Origin of the sequence: Nocardioides sp. NPDC058538, assembly GCF_042719275.1 — a bacterium.
Taxonomy (GTDB): Bacteria; Actinomycetota; Actinomycetes; order Propionibacteriales; family Nocardioidaceae; genus Nocardioides.
In genome coordinates, this window is record NZ_JBHXNY010000005.1 from 186,575 (window position 1) to 201,550 (window position 14,976).

The 14,976-nt window shown below is 71.3% G+C and carries 13 protein-coding genes; 10 read left to right on the forward strand and 3 right to left on the reverse strand.

Annotated elements, in window-relative coordinates; genetic code table 11:
- Window positions 1-639: 639 nt before the first annotated feature.
- The 3 genes from ACFWQC_RS06915 to ACFWQC_RS06925 all read right to left on the reverse strand — a co-directional run bounded on the left by ACFWQC_RS06915 (window position 640) and on the right by ACFWQC_RS06925 (window position 3,135).
- Entirely contained in the window at window positions 640-1,053 is a 414-nt protein-coding gene (locus ACFWQC_RS06915; RefSeq protein WP_378674931.1) for a hypothetical protein, read from the reverse strand.
- 2 nt (window positions 1,054-1,055) lie between these two features.
- Window positions 1,056-1,559, reverse strand: coding sequence for a hypothetical protein (locus ACFWQC_RS06920; RefSeq protein ID WP_378674934.1), 504 nt, complete (start codon window positions 1,557-1,559; stop codon window positions 1,056-1,058).
- Window positions 1,560-1,779: 220 nt separating this feature from the next.
- Window positions 1,780-3,135, reverse strand: a complete 1,356-nt coding sequence (locus tag ACFWQC_RS06925; protein WP_378674937.1) for a flavin monoamine oxidase family protein — start codon at window positions 3,133-3,135, stop codon at window positions 1,780-1,782.
- 118 nt (window positions 3,136-3,253) lie between these two features.
- Between ACFWQC_RS06925 and ACFWQC_RS06930 the strand changes: the two genes are divergently transcribed.
- From ACFWQC_RS06930 to ACFWQC_RS06975, 10 genes are all read left to right on the forward strand, one after another.
- A complete protein-coding gene (locus ACFWQC_RS06930) occupies window positions 3,254-3,907 on the forward strand; it encodes a hypothetical protein (protein ID WP_378674939.1) in 654 nt (217 codons plus the stop codon).
- Window positions 3,904-5,757: a YhgE/Pip family protein gene (locus ACFWQC_RS06935; RefSeq protein WP_378674942.1), complete on the forward strand. Its 1,854-nt coding sequence runs from the start codon at window positions 3,904-3,906 to the stop codon at window positions 5,755-5,757. The genes ACFWQC_RS06930 and ACFWQC_RS06935 overlap by 4 nt, the downstream gene beginning before the upstream one ends.
- Before the next feature lie 137 nt (window positions 5,758-5,894).
- Entirely contained in the window at window positions 5,895-7,073 is a 1,179-nt protein-coding gene (locus tag ACFWQC_RS06940; RefSeq protein ID WP_378674945.1) for a mandelate racemase/muconate lactonizing enzyme family protein, read from the forward strand.
- 27 nt (window positions 7,074-7,100) lie between these two features.
- A complete protein-coding gene (locus tag ACFWQC_RS06945) occupies window positions 7,101-7,859 on the forward strand; it encodes an SDR family NAD(P)-dependent oxidoreductase (RefSeq protein WP_378674948.1) in 759 nt (252 codons plus the stop codon).
- Complete coding sequence (locus ACFWQC_RS06950) at window positions 7,856-8,995, forward strand: aldose 1-epimerase family protein (protein ID WP_378674951.1); 1,140 nt, start codon at window positions 7,856-7,858, stop codon at window positions 8,993-8,995. The genes ACFWQC_RS06945 and ACFWQC_RS06950 overlap by 4 nt, the downstream gene beginning before the upstream one ends.
- A gap of 30 nt (window positions 8,996-9,025) precedes the next feature.
- Window positions 9,026-10,246, forward strand: coding sequence for a CaiB/BaiF CoA transferase family protein (locus tag ACFWQC_RS06955; protein WP_378674954.1), 1,221 nt, complete (start codon window positions 9,026-9,028; stop codon window positions 10,244-10,246).
- Entirely contained in the window at window positions 10,243-11,373 is a 1,131-nt protein-coding gene (locus ACFWQC_RS06960; protein ID WP_378674957.1) for a hypothetical protein, read from the forward strand. The genes ACFWQC_RS06955 and ACFWQC_RS06960 overlap by 4 nt, the downstream gene beginning before the upstream one ends.
- On the forward strand, window positions 11,370-12,158 hold the full coding sequence (locus tag ACFWQC_RS06965; protein WP_378674960.1) for an enoyl-CoA hydratase/isomerase family protein: 789 nt from the start codon (window positions 11,370-11,372) through the stop codon (window positions 12,156-12,158). The genes ACFWQC_RS06960 and ACFWQC_RS06965 overlap by 4 nt, the downstream gene beginning before the upstream one ends.
- Window positions 12,159-12,172: 14 nt before the next feature.
- Window positions 12,173-13,360 (forward strand): fumarylacetoacetate hydrolase family protein, encoded by a 1,188-nt coding sequence (locus ACFWQC_RS06970; protein ID WP_378674963.1) that lies wholly within the window; start codon window positions 12,173-12,175, stop codon window positions 13,358-13,360.
- Window positions 13,357-14,859: an aldehyde dehydrogenase (NADP(+)) gene (locus ACFWQC_RS06975; protein WP_378674966.1), complete on the forward strand. Its 1,503-nt coding sequence runs from the start codon at window positions 13,357-13,359 to the stop codon at window positions 14,857-14,859. The genes ACFWQC_RS06970 and ACFWQC_RS06975 overlap by 4 nt, the downstream gene beginning before the upstream one ends.
- Window positions 14,860-14,976 lie beyond the last annotated feature (117 nt).

The window sequence follows — 14,976 nt, forward strand, 5'->3', positions numbered from 1 at the left end:
GGGCCCGGACCGAGAGGTCCGGGCCTTCGTGGCTTTCTGGGTTCGCACCCCGGCCTCGTCGCTGCCGTGGACAACGTCCAACGGGAGTCCCAGCGCCGCTGACATCATCGCGGCCGCCCACCGCGTATCAGTGGGATGGGATGAACGCGTCATCCCGCCGTGCCCTCCAGGGAGTCGGCGAGGAAGGTGATCACGCGTTCCTCCCATGCGGCGGGTGCTTCCTGAAGTCCTTGTGTGTGCCCCGCGCCGGGAAGTACCGCCGCATGTTCCAACACCCCGGACCGGGTCGACCCAGCACCGTGCATGAGGACGACGCCGGCACCGTTGCGGGTGGGGAGGTACCAGCCGGCCAGGTCCGTGCCGTCGCTGCTGGGAAAGGTGACGTCTCGGTAGGCGAGGCCGAAGTCTGCGGGAGTCCTCTCGCCCAGAGCCGGTCGCCGGTGCGTATGACGCGGCCACCGCCTGGCCGAGCGTCCAGAGGACCAGGTAGGTCGCGACCAACAACAAGGCGACGATCGGTGCCCACCACGACCAACCGCATCGCCCACCTGCGTGCCCCATTCGCACCGCCACCATCCGCACCCCCCGCCCGCGGGGGAGCCGTGGACCGGGGCCCGCGGCGGGTGAAGACGTTGGTGTTCATGAGCTGCCGGATCCCAGGGTCTCCGGACCGGGGACTCTCTGCCGTATCGTGCGCAACCACAGGACCAGTGGGACGAGGGTCGCTGCGGCCAGTACGACGAACAGCACGACGCCACCCTGGGTCGCCACGTCGGAGGCGGGATCGGCGCGGTGCCCGAACCACTGGTCGACCGCGACGCCGATCGCCTCGATCTCCCAGAAGAACAGTCCGGCTCCGCAGAGAAAGATGCCGGACGGTCGGCGCTGCCAGAGCAGCACCGCCACGATCGCCAGGGCGGGCAGCCAGACTGCGAGGTCCTGGACGTAGATCGGGTTGGTGGTCAGACCGGTCCCGTCCAGGAAGTCGGGCGGGTCCTCTCCCAGGTCGGGTACGACGAACCGCAGCCACGCCAGCGCGTTGAGTGCGACCACGGTCAGGACGAACGCGGCGATGCCGCGCGCCGGCAGCTCGCTGTCCGATGACAGGCACGGCAGGGGTCGAGCAGCGCGCTGACCAGGGTCCACAACGACAGCCCGAGCAGCGCGACGTACGCCAGGAACAGCTCGTTGAACGGAGTGGCGTACACCAGCAGGGTGGCGTTGTAGGTGAGGTAGCCGAGCGCGCCGATCAGGGCTGCCTGTCCCCGGACCGAGCCCCGGGCCGAGGTGAACTGGCCGATCGCGAGCACCGGTAGCGCCAGTGCGAACATGGTGAGCGCGGTGCCGCGTGCGGAGCCGTTCATCACCGGCGTCCCGTTGAGGATGCCGTCTACGAAGAACGTGGGAACGGCCGCGACCAGCACCAGGGCTACAACAGCCGCGCAGAGGCGCTGGGTCCGGCGGCTCGTACCCTCGGTGGACCGTCGGACTTCGTCAGTCGGTGTCCTCGGCATCGCCATCTCCCCCTTCTGGCCGCGGTCGGACGACAACTCCCTCATGGTCTGTGACCACGCTAGGAAACGCCCGAGATCTCGAAGCAGTGGCGAAGGTCCCCGTGGCTCAGCGCCTAAGTCCTCTGCCCGCCCTTGGGCGAGCGCCGGGATGGGCTGCCGGACTGGTCATCGCCACTCGCCGAAGCGCACCCGGACGGACACAGGACGGGGCGGCGAACTCGATGAGGGGAGCGCAGCGACGACCCGTCACCGTCCTGACAAGTGATCACGCCAGCGCGGCGAGGATCTCGCCGGCGGTCCGTCGGCCCGAGCGGACGGCTCCCTCCATGTAGCCGCTCCATTCGGTGGCGTACTCCGCGCCGGCCCAGTGGATCCGTCCGACGGGCTCGCGCAGGATCGGTCCGTAGTTCGTCCAGACACCGGGTCCGAATCCGGCGCCGTAGCAGCCGCGGGTGAACTCCTCGGCGCTCCAGTCCTTCTCGACGTACGAGATCGGGGTGGCCGCCTCGCTCCCGAAGTAGCGCACGAAGCAGTCGATGACGCTGCTGCGGCGGTCTTTGACGGGAAGACGCTGCCAGCTGCGGGCCTCGCCTGCCTCGACGAAGCCGATCAGGATGCCGACCTCCGCGCCGGGCGGAGAGACGTCGAAGGTGACCTTGACCGGACCCCGGTCGGCGAACGCCTGGCCGTTGAGCCCCCGCTCGCGCCAGAACGGCTTCGGGTACGCCGCGAAGCACTTCACGACCGTCCCGGCCGGCACGCGCTGGGTGAACTGGTCGCGGCCGGCGGGAAGGATCGGGTCGTAGTCGAGCCGTCCGGCGAGAGTCGGGGGCAGCGTCACGAGGACATGGCGCGCCGTGTGGGTCCCACCATCGCGGGTGATGGCGCTGGCAGTCTCGCCGGTCCGGACGATCCGGGCCACGGGCGACCCGAACCGTACGTCCTGGCCTTCGGCGAGGCGCTGCGAGACCAGCACCGACCCACCGACGACGCGGTCCTTCTGGGCGCCGCTGTCGGTGGAGGCGAGCGTCTCGAGATCGCCGTTGCTGATCGTGTAGAAGAGCGTGTGCAGCAGGGAGAGGTCGGCTGCGTCGGCCGAGTAGAGAGCCTCGGCCAGCACGCGGAAGTAGGAACGACCGGTGGATGTCCTCAGGTTGCGACGGATCCACGACTCGAAGGTCTGCCCGTCCAGCAGCGTGGCCCTGGGATGGGCCCACGGGCGCTCGACGTCGACGCTGCGCGCCAGCCTTTCGTAGCGGGCCAGGCCCTGGACGAGGTCTGCCAGGGCGATCGGGCTGAACTTGGGTGTGGCCCCCTTCTGCGGACCGAGCCGGGTCTGCTTGCCGCCGAGTTCGAGGAGCAGCTCGCCGGCGTCGTTCCAGGTCGGGAAGGTCTCCAGGCCCAGCTCGTCGACGAGCCGGTACATCTCGGTGTGGCCCTCGCCGATCCAGGTGCCGCCGAGCTCGATCGGGTGCCCCTCGAGGATCCCGCCCTCGGTGCGACCGCCGACCCGGTCCCTGGCTTCCAGCACCAGCACGGACCTGCCGGCGCCGGTGAGCTTGTCGGCTGCGCTCAGGCCCGCCAGGCCGGCTCCCACCACGACCACGTCCACATCGGGCATCGCGGGAACCTCCGTTCGCATCGTACGGCTGAAATCACGGTACGACGTTCTCGGTGCGGCTGCGGCGGGATCGTTGTGCCTGACGGTCTTTGCCGACATTTGGTGACAGGGTTTGGCCATGAGCGAGGACGCGGTCGAGGAGGAGAAGACGAGGCTGCGAGCCCTCGGCGTACGTGTTCGGCAGGGGGCTCGGGACCTGCTCCCGACCACGTCGCTGACGTTGCACGGGGGAGAGGTCGCGGTGGCTGTCGGCCCGCCGGGAGGTGGGCACACGTCGCTGGCTCTGGCGCTCGCCGGGCGGCTCCGGCTGGACGCGGGCAGGGTGGAGCTGGACGGTGACGCGTCGCCCCGGGTTCTGCAGGCCGCGGTGGCGCTGGTCGACGTGCCGGGAGTCTCCGAGCCCGACGAGATGGTGCCGTTCCGCACGATCCTCGGCGAGGAGCTCGCCATGGCGAAGCACAAGCCGAGCGCTGCAGCCATCGACGGCTGGCTGGGGGAGTACGACCTCGCGACCGGCATCACCACGGAGGCGGTCCCGCCGGTGCCGCGCCTGGAGATCCTCGCCCGGATGGCGCTGCTGCGGCCAGGCACCCGCTTCCTCGTCCTCACCTACCCCGAACGCCTCGGCCTGCCGGTCGCACAGTGGCTGGACATCGCCAGCGACCTCGCCGGCTCCGAGGGCCGGCCCGGCGTCCTCGTCACCGCGAGTCGTGCGGTCACCATCCCCGCCGGCGTGCGTACGTTCACCATCGGTCCGACGGAGGAAGCATGAACTCGCTGCGTATCGCCCTGACCGAGCTGCGTCGGATCACGGCCGGGCGGCTGGCGAAGCTCGTCATCGTGGCGCTCGTCCTCGTCCCCACGCTCTACGCCGGGCTCTACCTCTACGCCAACCACGATCCGTACGCTCACTTCGACGAGCTTCCCGCAGCGCTGATCGTGGAGGACACCGGGGCCACCACGATCGACGGCACGAAGATCGACGCCGGCCGCGATGTCGCCGACAAGCTCCTGAAGTCGGGCGACTTCGACTGGTCGGAGGTCTCCGCGGCCACGGCGGAGAAGGACATCCGGGAGGGCGACTACTACTTCGCCCTGCGGATCCCGGAGGGGTTCTCCCGGACGCTGACCGGCGCGGAGCGGCTCGACCCGGAGCAGGCGCAGATCCAGGTCATCACCAACGACGCCAACTCCTACCTGTCCACCACGATCGCGACCAACGTCACCGACAAGGTCCGCGACGCCATCGCCAGCGAGGTCTCCGAGCAGGCCGCGGCCAACTTCCTGCTCGGCATCTCCGACCTCCGCTCGGGTCTGGTGAAGGCCGCCGACGGCGCAGCGAAGCTGGAGAAGGGCGCGGTCACGCTGCGCGACGGAGCCGGGAAGCTGGCCACCGGAGCCGGCGACCTTCAGGACGGCCTGAACACCATCGAGGGCAAGGTCTCCGACCTGCCCACCAAGACGCGTGAGCTCGCCAATGGCGCCCGCAAGGTCGCCGACGCCAACGGCGAGATCGCCGCCACCGGGCAACGGGCCGCGACCGCAGTCGATGACGCCGTCGCCGCCTACGAGTCGAATCGGGACGACCTCGACGCCCGGCTCCAGGCGCAGGGGCTCGATGAGCAGCAGCGAGCCGAGGTGCTGGCCATCTACGACCGCGGCTCCGCCCCGCTCGACCGTGTCGACCAGCGTGTCGGTGACGTCTCGGGCCAGCTCGACCAGCTCGCCAGCGGTGCGGACCAGGTGGCCGACGGCAACGAGCAGCTGGCCGATGCGATGCCCGATCTCGTCGCCGGGATCTCCTCGGCTGACGATGGTGCCGGTGAGCTCAGCACCGGAGCGACCAAGCTGCGTGACGGTGCCGCCCAGCTCGCCACCGGCGCCGGCGACCTGAAGAAGGGGCTGCAGGACGGCGCCGCGCAGGCACCCGCCACCAACGAGGAGCTGCGCGACCGGATCGCCTCGACGATCGCCGACCCGGTCGCCATCGACTCCGTCTCCGAGGCGAAGGCGTCCTCGTACGGAGCCGGGCTGGCGCCGTTCTTCCTCGCCCTGGGCGCGTGGATCGGCGGGTACGTCCTCTTCCTGCTCGTCCGGCCGATCTCGACCCGGGCGCTGGCCGCCAACCAGACCCCGCTGCGGGTGGCTCTGGGTGGCTGGCTCACCCCGGCCCTCATCGGCGTCGCGCAGATGGTCGTCGTGCTCGTGGTCGTCGGGCTCGCCGTCGACATCACCCCGGTGAACTGGCTCGGCACGTTGGGGTTCCTGCTGCTCACCTCGGCGACCTTCATCGCGATCGTGCACATGCTCAACGCGCTCCTCGGCGCGCCGGGCCAGTTCCTCGGCCTGGTCCTGATGGTCGTCCAGCTCGTCACCGCCGGCGGCACGTTCCCCTGGCAGACCATTCCCGAGCCGCTGCACTGGCTCCACCACGTACTGCCGATGAGCTATGCCGTCGACGGGCTGCGCCAACTCATGTACGGCGGGCTCTCGGGACGGGTCGTCGCCGACGCCCTCGTCCTGGCCGCCTTCCTCGTCGGCGCGCTGCTGCTGACCAGCTACGGCGCTCGCCGGCAACGGGTCTGGACGCCCAAGCGGGTGCGTCCGGAGATCGCCATCTGACCGTCGCGCCCATCGATCACCGGTGCTCCCTGAGCACCGGTGATCACTTCTGCCTGCAGACAGCATACAGTTGACAACAGACAAATGATGTCTGATGATTCACGGACTCCATGAAAGAGTTAAGGGGCCGCCGAACCATGCGCATCACGGGCTATCGCACGCTGACGACCGTGCACGACTGGGGTCGTCCCATCGGCGACGTCAACGGCGCTGTCGGATCGGGCAAGACAGTCGTCCCGATCGTCGTGCTCACCACCGACTCCGGACTGGAGGGCATCGGCCTCGGCCACCACCAGGGCCTCGACGTCGTCTTCCCGGCTCTGGAGGGCGAGGACCCGATCGCCGTGCAGGCGCTCTACGACCGGATGCTGTCGTGGGTCTTCAAGTCCGGGCACGGCGGTGCGGTGTTCGGAGCGATCGGAGCACTCGACATGGCGCTGTGGGATCTCAAGGCCAAGGCTGCGGGCCAACCGCTGTGGCGCCTGCTCGGCGGGCGCGACCGGGTCGTGCCGGCGTACGCCTCCGGCCTGGACGGGCCGCTGACCGACGACGAGCTCGCCGCCCTCCAGACCCGGTTCGCCGACCACGGCTTCACCGCCGTCAAGATCAAGGGCGGGCTCGACGTCGAAGCCGACCTGCGGCGCCTCCACCTCGTCAGCGACGTCTTCCATGACCGGACGGGTGCCGCGCCAGCGCTGATGCTCGACGCCAACGAGTCCTGGTCGCGCAAGGAGGCCGTACGCCACATCGGCCGCCTCGAGGAGTCGGTCGACCTCGCCTGGGTCGAGGAGCCGGTGCGCCGGTGGGACGTCGACGGCCTGACTCGCGTCTCCCAGTCGGTGCGCGCGGCCGTCGCGACCGGTGAGAACCTCACCGGGCTCGAGCAGTTCCGGCCGCTGCTGCAGGCCAACGCGGTCGACGTCGTGCAGACCGGCAGCGTCTGGGGGATCAGCCACTTCCTGCGGGTGGCCGCCCTCGCGCTGGCCTTCGACCTGCCGGTGAGCCCGGTCGGCTACAACGCCAACCCGATCGCCCACGCAGCCACGGTCGTCCCCAACCACCTCTCGCTGGAGGTGCAGGACCTGCATCTGCCCTTCGGCATCGAGTCCGACCAGGAGATCGAGGACGGGCACCTGGTGCTCGGCGACCTCCCCGGTCTCGGCCTGGTCGTCGACGAGGGGGCGATCGAGCACATGAACGAGGCCGCCGACTGGGGACGCCACGGCGGCCCCCACGTACGTCCGGAGCGAGCCGGTCGCAGGCTCGTTCGCAAACCCTCACTTCACCCGCGCCCCCAAGGCCCCGCCGCACGCTGACCTGCCCCACACGAAAGGACCAGCCAGATGACGTCCCAGACCCCGACCCGCGGTTGTGCCGTGGTGACCGGAGCGGGTGGCTCGCTCGGCCGCGCCAGCGCCGTACGCCTCGGGCAGGAGGGCTTCTCGCTCGCCCTGCTCGACCTGCCGGGTGAGGCACTGACCACCACAGCCGCCGAGGTCGAGGCGATCGGAGCCCGGCAGGCCACCCTGCCCGTGGACGTCCGCGACGCCGATGCCGTGGTCGCCGCCCTGGAGGAGGCCGAGCGCGAGCTGGGGCCGCTCGAGGTGCTGCTCAACAACGCCGCGATCTATCCGGCCACGCCGTTCCTGGACATCCCGGTCAGCGAGTACGACGACGTGGTGGCGGTCAATCAGCGCGCCTACTTCGTCGCCGCCCAGGCAGCGGCCCGGCTGATGGCGCCGCGGGGGAGGGGCTCGATCGTCAACATCGGCTCGATCACCTTCTCCGGCGGCTGGGACAAGCTCGCCAGCTATGTCTCGACCAAGGGAGCGGCGGTGGCGCTGACCCGTGCGCTCGCGCGCGAGCTCGGCCCTCAGGGCATCCGCGTGAACGCGGTCGCCCCGGGTGCCTTCCCGACCAAGGCCGAGGAGATCCACGAGGATCCCGAGGCATACACGGCCCACGTGCTGGACCACCAGTCCCTCAAACGGCGCGGCCGGCCCGCCGAGCTGGCGGCGGTGGTCGCCTTCCTGGTCGGGCCCGACGCGTCCTTCATGACCGGGCAGACCCTGAACGTCGACGGCGGATGGAACATGCAATGAGCGAACCCGACAGCGAGCTCGACATCTTCGGACACCGACTCACGCCGCGCGGGCTGCGCGAGCGCACCGGCGACACCGAGTCCGTCGCGGGAGTACGCCAGGTCGTCCTCGACAACGGCTCCGAGCGCGGCGTACGTGCGGTGCAGCTGCGCACCTCGGCCGGGCTCGAGCTCGAAGTCATGGTCGACCGGGCGCTCGACCTCGGCGCGGCCCGGCTGCGGGGCGTCCCCTTCGGGTGGCGCAGCGGCAACGGCTTCCGCCATCCGGGCCTGCACGAGCACCACGACGAGGGCGGTCTGTCCTGGCTGCGCGCCCTCGACGGGCTGCTGGTCTCCGGCGGCCTCGACCACACCCTCTTCGGCGGCGACGTGGATGCGACGGCGTACAACTATCCGCCCAAGCAGACGGTCAACCACGGCCTGCACGGCAGGCTCACCGCGATCCCCGGGCGGCTGCTCGAGGCCCGCGAGGTGTGGGACGGCGAGCGCTCCGTGCTGCGGGTGCGCGGCGAGGTCGTCCAGGCGACGTCCTTCGGTGAGCACCTGCGCCTGACCCGCACGATCGAGGTCGACTTCGACGGGCTCGAGATCCGCCTCCACGACGTCGTCGACAACCTCGGCTTCGACCCGACACCTCACATGTTCCTCTACCACCTCAACTTCGGCTGGCCGCTGGTCGATGCGGGCACCGAGTTCGTCGCCGCGATCAGCGAGACTCCGTGGCGCTCCGACTCGGTCGCCGAGCAGGGCGTCTCCTACCGCACCCTCCCCGAGCCGCAGCCGCGGTTCGTCGAGCAGGTCCACGAGCACACCCTCGTGGCCGAGGGTGACGGGCGGCACCGGGTCGCACTGGTCCGCGGCGACGAGACCCTGGGTGTGGAGGTCTCCTGGGACTCCGCCACGATGCCGCACTTCTTCGAGTGGCAGAACCTCCGCAGCGGCCAGTACGCCATCGGGCTGGAGCCGTCGACACACGCGGTCGCCGGCGACGCCGCCGCCCGTGAGGACGGGTCGATGACCTGGCTAGAGCACGGTGACTCGCGCAGCTACTCCACCACGATCCGCGTGCTCGACGGCGCGGATGCCGTCCGGGCGTCCCGGGCCGCGATCCGCGCGCTCGGCGACCAGCCCGACTGATCCGCCACCCACCGACGCAAGGAAGAACCGATGACCACCACACCCCGCATCCTCGAGGGCTACCGCGTCCTCGACTGCTCGATCGCCATGGCCGGCCCGTTCGCCGCTCAGCGGCTGGGCGACCTGGGCGCCGACGTCGTCAAGGTCGAGCCGGTCACCGGCGAGTGGCAGCGCCACGCCGCGGCCGGTGGCGCGCAGGGCAACCAGATCAACGTCTCCTTCCTCTCCCTCAACCGCAACAAGCGTTCGCTGGCTGTGGATCTCAAGAACGTTGCCGGCAAGAACGTTCTGTTGCGGATGGTTGAGAACGCAGATGTTTTCCTGCAGAACTATCGGCCCGGCGTCGCCGAGCGGCTCGGCGTCGACTACGCGACGCTCTCGGCGATCAACCCGCGCCTGGTCTACGTCTCGATGTCCGGCTACGGCGAGGACGGCCCCGACGTCGACCAGCCCGGGCAGGACCTGCTGCTGCAGGCCCGCAGTGGCGCGATGCTCTCGACCGGTCGCCACGGCGAGCCGCCGCAGCCGGCGGGGCAGTACCTCGTCGACGCGGTCACCGCCTCCACCGCGTTCGAGGCCGTCCTGGCGGCGCTGCTGCATCGCGAGCGTACGGGCGAGGGGCAGCTGGTGAAGGTGAACATGCTGGACGCGATCACCACCCTGCAGATGCAGGAGCTGTCGGTGTTCGTGGCCGGCAAGGTGCCCCAGCAGCGCAGCGCGGAGCCGCACGCGCACGTCTACATCCGTGCGCCCTACGGCACGTTCAGGACGGCCGACGGCTTCCTCGCCCTTGCCATGCCGGACCTGCCGACGCTGGGCAAGGTCATCGATGAGCCCGCGTTCGCCGAGATGAGCTCGGAGGTGCACGGCTGGAGTCACCGGGACGAAGTCCATCGCCGCACTGCGGACAGGCTGGTGCTGCGTACGACGGCCGAGTGGCTCGACGCCCTCGGTGCCGCCGGCATCTGGTGCGGCCCGGTCCAGGACTACGCGGCCCTGGTCGAGGACCCGCAGATCAAGCACAACGGGACCTTCGTCGAGTACGACCACCCCACCGAGGGCCGGGTCACGACCCCCGGGTTCCCGTACGCCTTCTCCAGGACGCCGGCCTCGATCGAGCGGGGCGCTCCCCTGGTCGGGGAGCACACCGGCGAGTTGCTCGCAGAGGCCGGGTTCACCGGCGAGGAGATCGCGGCGCTGACCGCCGGCGGCGTGGTCGCCGAGACCCGTCCCGAGCAGCCGGTCCGATGACCCTGCCGACCCTTCGCGGCCTGACCTGGGACCACCCGCGCGGCCGGGATGCGCTGGTCGCGGCGGCCGCGGCGAGCGACCTGGACCTGACCTGGGACGTCCACCCGCTCAGCGGCTTCGAGTCCACCCCGATCGAGGAGATCGCCGGCGACTACGACCTCGTCGTCCTCGACCATCCCCACCTCGGCGACGCGCTCGCACACGGCTGCCTGCAGTCGTTCGACGATCTCGTCGGTCAGGAGCAGGTGGCGGCGTGGGCGGACGCGGCCGTGGGTCCCAGCCTGGGGTCGTACGTCATGGACGGACGGCTGTGGGCAGTGCCTCTCGACGCCGCGACGCAGGTCGCCGCGACGCGCGCTGACGTCGCCGCGCCGCGGCTGTGGGCGGAGGTCGTCGCGCTGTCCCGGCGGGCGCCGGTCGCGCTCTCGGTCGCCGGCCCGCACGCGCTCCTGACCTTCACCTCGGTCTGTGTCGCGCTGGGAGAGGAGCCCGGGGGAGCCGAGCGCTTCGTCTCCGACGGGGTCGGACGGCAGGCCCTCGAGCTGATGGCCGACCTGGCCTCCCGGGCGCCGAGCCACACCCTCGACCTCGACCCGATCGGCCTGCTCGCCGAGATGACCGAGGGTGACACGATCACCCACGCGCCGCTCGTCTACGGCTACGTCACCTACGCCGACACCACGCTCGACCGTCCGGTGCGCTTCACCGACGCGCCCACGCTGGCCGCCGGCACGCGGCCCGGATCCACCCTCGGTGGGACCGGCCTGGCCCTCACGACACGGTGCCAGGTCACGCCCGATCTGCTCGACCACGTACGCCACCTCATGTCTGGGCCGGTGCAGCAGGACTTCATCCCGGCGCACGCCGGCCAGCCGTCCGCACGCGCCGCGTGGACCTCGCCGGCGGTGAACGAGCCGGTGGGCGACTTCTATCGCGGCACCCTGGAGACGGTCGAACGGGCGTGGGTCCGGCCCCGTCATCCGGGCTACGTGACGTTCCAGACCGAGGCCGCCGAGGTCGTGCGCGAGGCCCTGGCCGGCTCGATCAGAACCGCCGCCGCCCTCGCCCGGATCGACGACCGCCACCTGGCCACCCTGCCGCACGAACCGCAAGGAGCTGCCCGATGACCGCACCCGAGTCGACCTGCCCGGAGGTGCTGTTCGAGCAGCGCGCCCACGTCGGCGTGATCACCCTCAACCGGCCCGCCAAGCTCAACGCCGTCACCCAGGAGATGTCCGATGCGCTCGTCGCGCTGGCGCGCTGGTGCAATGACACCGACGAGATCCGCGTCGTGGTGCTCACCGGCGCCGGCGACCGGGCCTTCTGCGCGGGCTCGGACATCGCCGAGCTCGACAAGTACGCCAGTCCGTGGGCCTTCCGCAACCGGGAGGACTACTGCGACTCGCTCAAGGTGCTGCGCAAGCCGATCATCGCCGCCGTCAACGGGTACGCCCTCGGCGGCGGCCTGGAGACCGCGTTGATCTGCGACGTCCGGCTGGCGTCGACCACCGCTAAGCTCGCCGCCGCCGAGGTGAAGCTCGGCTGGATCGGCGGCGGTGGAATGTCGGCGCTGCTGGCCCGTTCGATCGGCCCGAGCAACGCGGCGGTGATGCTGATGACCGGCGATCCGATCGACGCGCAGCAGGCGCTCGCCTGGGGCCTGGTCAGCGAGGTGCACCCGCCCGACGCGCTTCTGCCGCGCGCACTCGAGCTCGCCGGGACCATCGCGAGCCGTGCACCCATCGCGGTCGAGACGGCGAAGGCCAACCTGGCCGCCGCCGCCAACATGCCTCTGGAGCAGGCGGTCACCTACGAGCGCGACATCCAGACCGTCTGCTTCGCGACCGCCGACGCCGCCGAGGGCCGCGCGGCGTTCGCCGAGAAGCGCGCACCCCGATTCGTCCGAGCCTGACCGGAGGACCACCGATGACCGTCACCACCGACTGGGCGCCCGACCTGGCCGCCACCCTGCCCGCCGATGGCGCCGTCCCGACGCTCGTGGGGCGCGTCTGGGACCCGGAGGCAGGAGGCCCGAGCGTCGTCGTGGTGCGGGACGGCACGGCGTACGACGTGAGCGGGAGGTTCGCGACGGTGCGCGACCTCTGCGAGCACATCGATCCCGCCGTCATGCTGGCCGGCGTGCCCGGCGAACCGTTGGCCACGGTGGCCGACCTGCTCGCCAACACGCCGCCGGAGGGCCGCGACCCCGCCCGTCCCTGGCTGCTCGCGCCGGTCGACCTGCAGGCGGTCAAGGCCGCCGGGGTGACCTTCGTGGTCTCGATGCTGGAGCGGCTCATCGAGGAACGTGCTCGGGGCGAGGCCGACGCCGCGGCCACGGTGCGCGCCGAGATCACCGCGGCGATCGGCGGCGGGCTCGACGAGCTGGTCCCCGGCTCGCCGGAGGCGCAGCGGCTCAAGGAGGTGCTGCGCGAGCGCGGCATGTGGAGCCAGTACCTCGAGGTCGGCATCGGACCCGACGCCGAGATCTTCACCAAGGCTCAGCCGCTGTCCACGGTCGGCACCGCCACCGAGGTCGGGGTGCTGGCCGCGTCGCAGTGGAACAACCCTGAGCCAGAGGTGGCGCTGGTCGTCGCCTCCGACGGCCGGATCGTCGGCGCCGCCCTCGGCAACGACGTCAACCTGCGTGATGTCGAGGGCCGCTCGGCGCTCCTGCTGCCCAAGGCCAAGGACAACAACGCCGCCTGCGCCATCGGCCCGTTCGTACGGCTCTTCGACGACGGCTTCGCCCTCGACCATGTGCGCGCGATGACCGTCTCGCTCGAGGTGCGTGGCGAGGACGACTTCGAGATGGTGGGCACCTCGTCGATGCGCGCGATCAGCCGCGATCCCGCGGATCTTGTCGGCCAGCTGATCGGCCCGCACCATCAGTACCCCGACGGCGCCGTGCTGCTGCTCGGCACCATGTTCGCGCCCTCCGACGACCGGGACGAGCCCGGCATGGGGTTCACCCACCACGCGGGCGATGTCGTCCGGATCTCCGCGCCCGAGCTCGGCACCCTCGTCAACCGCGTCAGGGCGAGCGAGGAGTGCGCGCCGTGGGCCTTCGGTGTCGCCGACCTGATGCGCAACCTCGCCGGAAGGATGCTGCTGTGACCGTCCTGTTCTCCCGAAACCCCGCCACCGGCGAGGAGACCCCGACCGGACTGCGAGCCACCACCACCGAGGAGGTCGGCCGGGTCGTCACGGAGGCGCAGGCCGCCGTGCCGGCGCTGACAGCGCTGGGTCGCGAGGGGCGTGCCCGCCTGCTCGAAGCGATGGCCGACCGGCTCGAGGAGAGCCGCGCCCGGCTCATCGAGACCGCGATGTCGGAGACCGGGCTGCCCCGGCCCCGCCTGGAGGGTGAGGTCGGCCGCACCAGCTTCCAGCTGCGCCTCTTCGCCGAGGCTGTCCGGGAGGGCAGCTTCCTCGAGGCCGCGATCGACCACGCAGGCCAGACGCCGCTCGGGCTCGCGCCCGACGTACGCCGCATGCTCGTGCCGCTCGGCCCGGTCGCCGTCTTCGGGGCCAGCAACTTCCCGCTCGCCTTCTCGGTGCCGGGCGGCGACACCGCGTCCGCGGTCGCGGCCGGATGTCCGGTCGTGGTCAAGGCGCACGAGTCGCACCCGCTGACCTCCCAGCTCGCCTTCGACGCGCTGCGTGCCGCCGTCGAGGACCTCGAGCTGCCGCCCGGGACGGTCGGCCTGGTCCACGGCCGCCAGGCCGGGGCCGACCTGGTCGTCCATCCGCTCATCAGGGCGGTCGGCTTCACGGGCTCGCCCGCCGGTGGCCGGGCGTTGCTCGACCTGGTCAACGCGCGCCCCGAGCCGATCCCGTTCTATGGCGAGCTCGGCAGCCTCAACCCGCTCGTGATCACCCCCGGCGCCGCGGGGGCTCGCAGCGCAGCCATCGCCGAGGCTCTCGCCGCGTCGATCACCGGGTCGGCCGGGCAGCTGTGCACCAAACCAGGACTCGTGTTCGTGTCGGCCGAGGAGGCCGGCGACGTGCTGGTCGAGGAGCTGGCCGCGATCCTGGCCGGGTCGGTCGCGCAACCGCTGCTCAACGTCGGCATCGCTGACTCCTACCGCGAGATCCTCGCCCGCCTCGCCTCGGAACCCGCCGTCACCGCCGCCGTGACGGCGCAGGAGCAGAGCGAGCCCGCCTGGGCCGCCGCGGGACTCCTGGTGACCGGCTCGGCGGGACTCCCGGAGATCCTCGAGGAGTGCTTCGGCCCCGCCGCCGTCGTGGTGAGGTACGCCGACGAGGCCGACCTCGTCGCCGCATTGAGGCAGGTGCCCGGATCGCTCACCGCCTCCATCCACTCCGAGCCCGACGAGTCCGCGCTGACCCGGCGACTCGTCGAGGCGGTCGCCCCGATCGCCGGCCGCCTGGTGTTCAACGGGTTTCCCACCGGCGTACGTGTCTCCTGGGCGCAGCACCACGGCGGACCGTGGCCCTCCACCAACACCCTGCACACCTCGGTCGGCGTCACCGCCGTGCGCCGGTTCCTGCGCCCGATGGTGTGGCAGGACTCGCCGCAGGAGCTGTTGCCCGAGGAGCTGCGCGACGGACACACCGGCACGCCCCGTCGCGTGGACGGCACGCTGCACGTCTGACCCCAGCCGAGGCGTCAGCCGCGTCGGCCGAGAGGTCAGCCGCGTCGGCCGAGAGGTCAGCCGCGTCGGCCGAGCTGGCAGCGCCCTGCCGGCTCGGCCGACGTACGTGACGCCTCG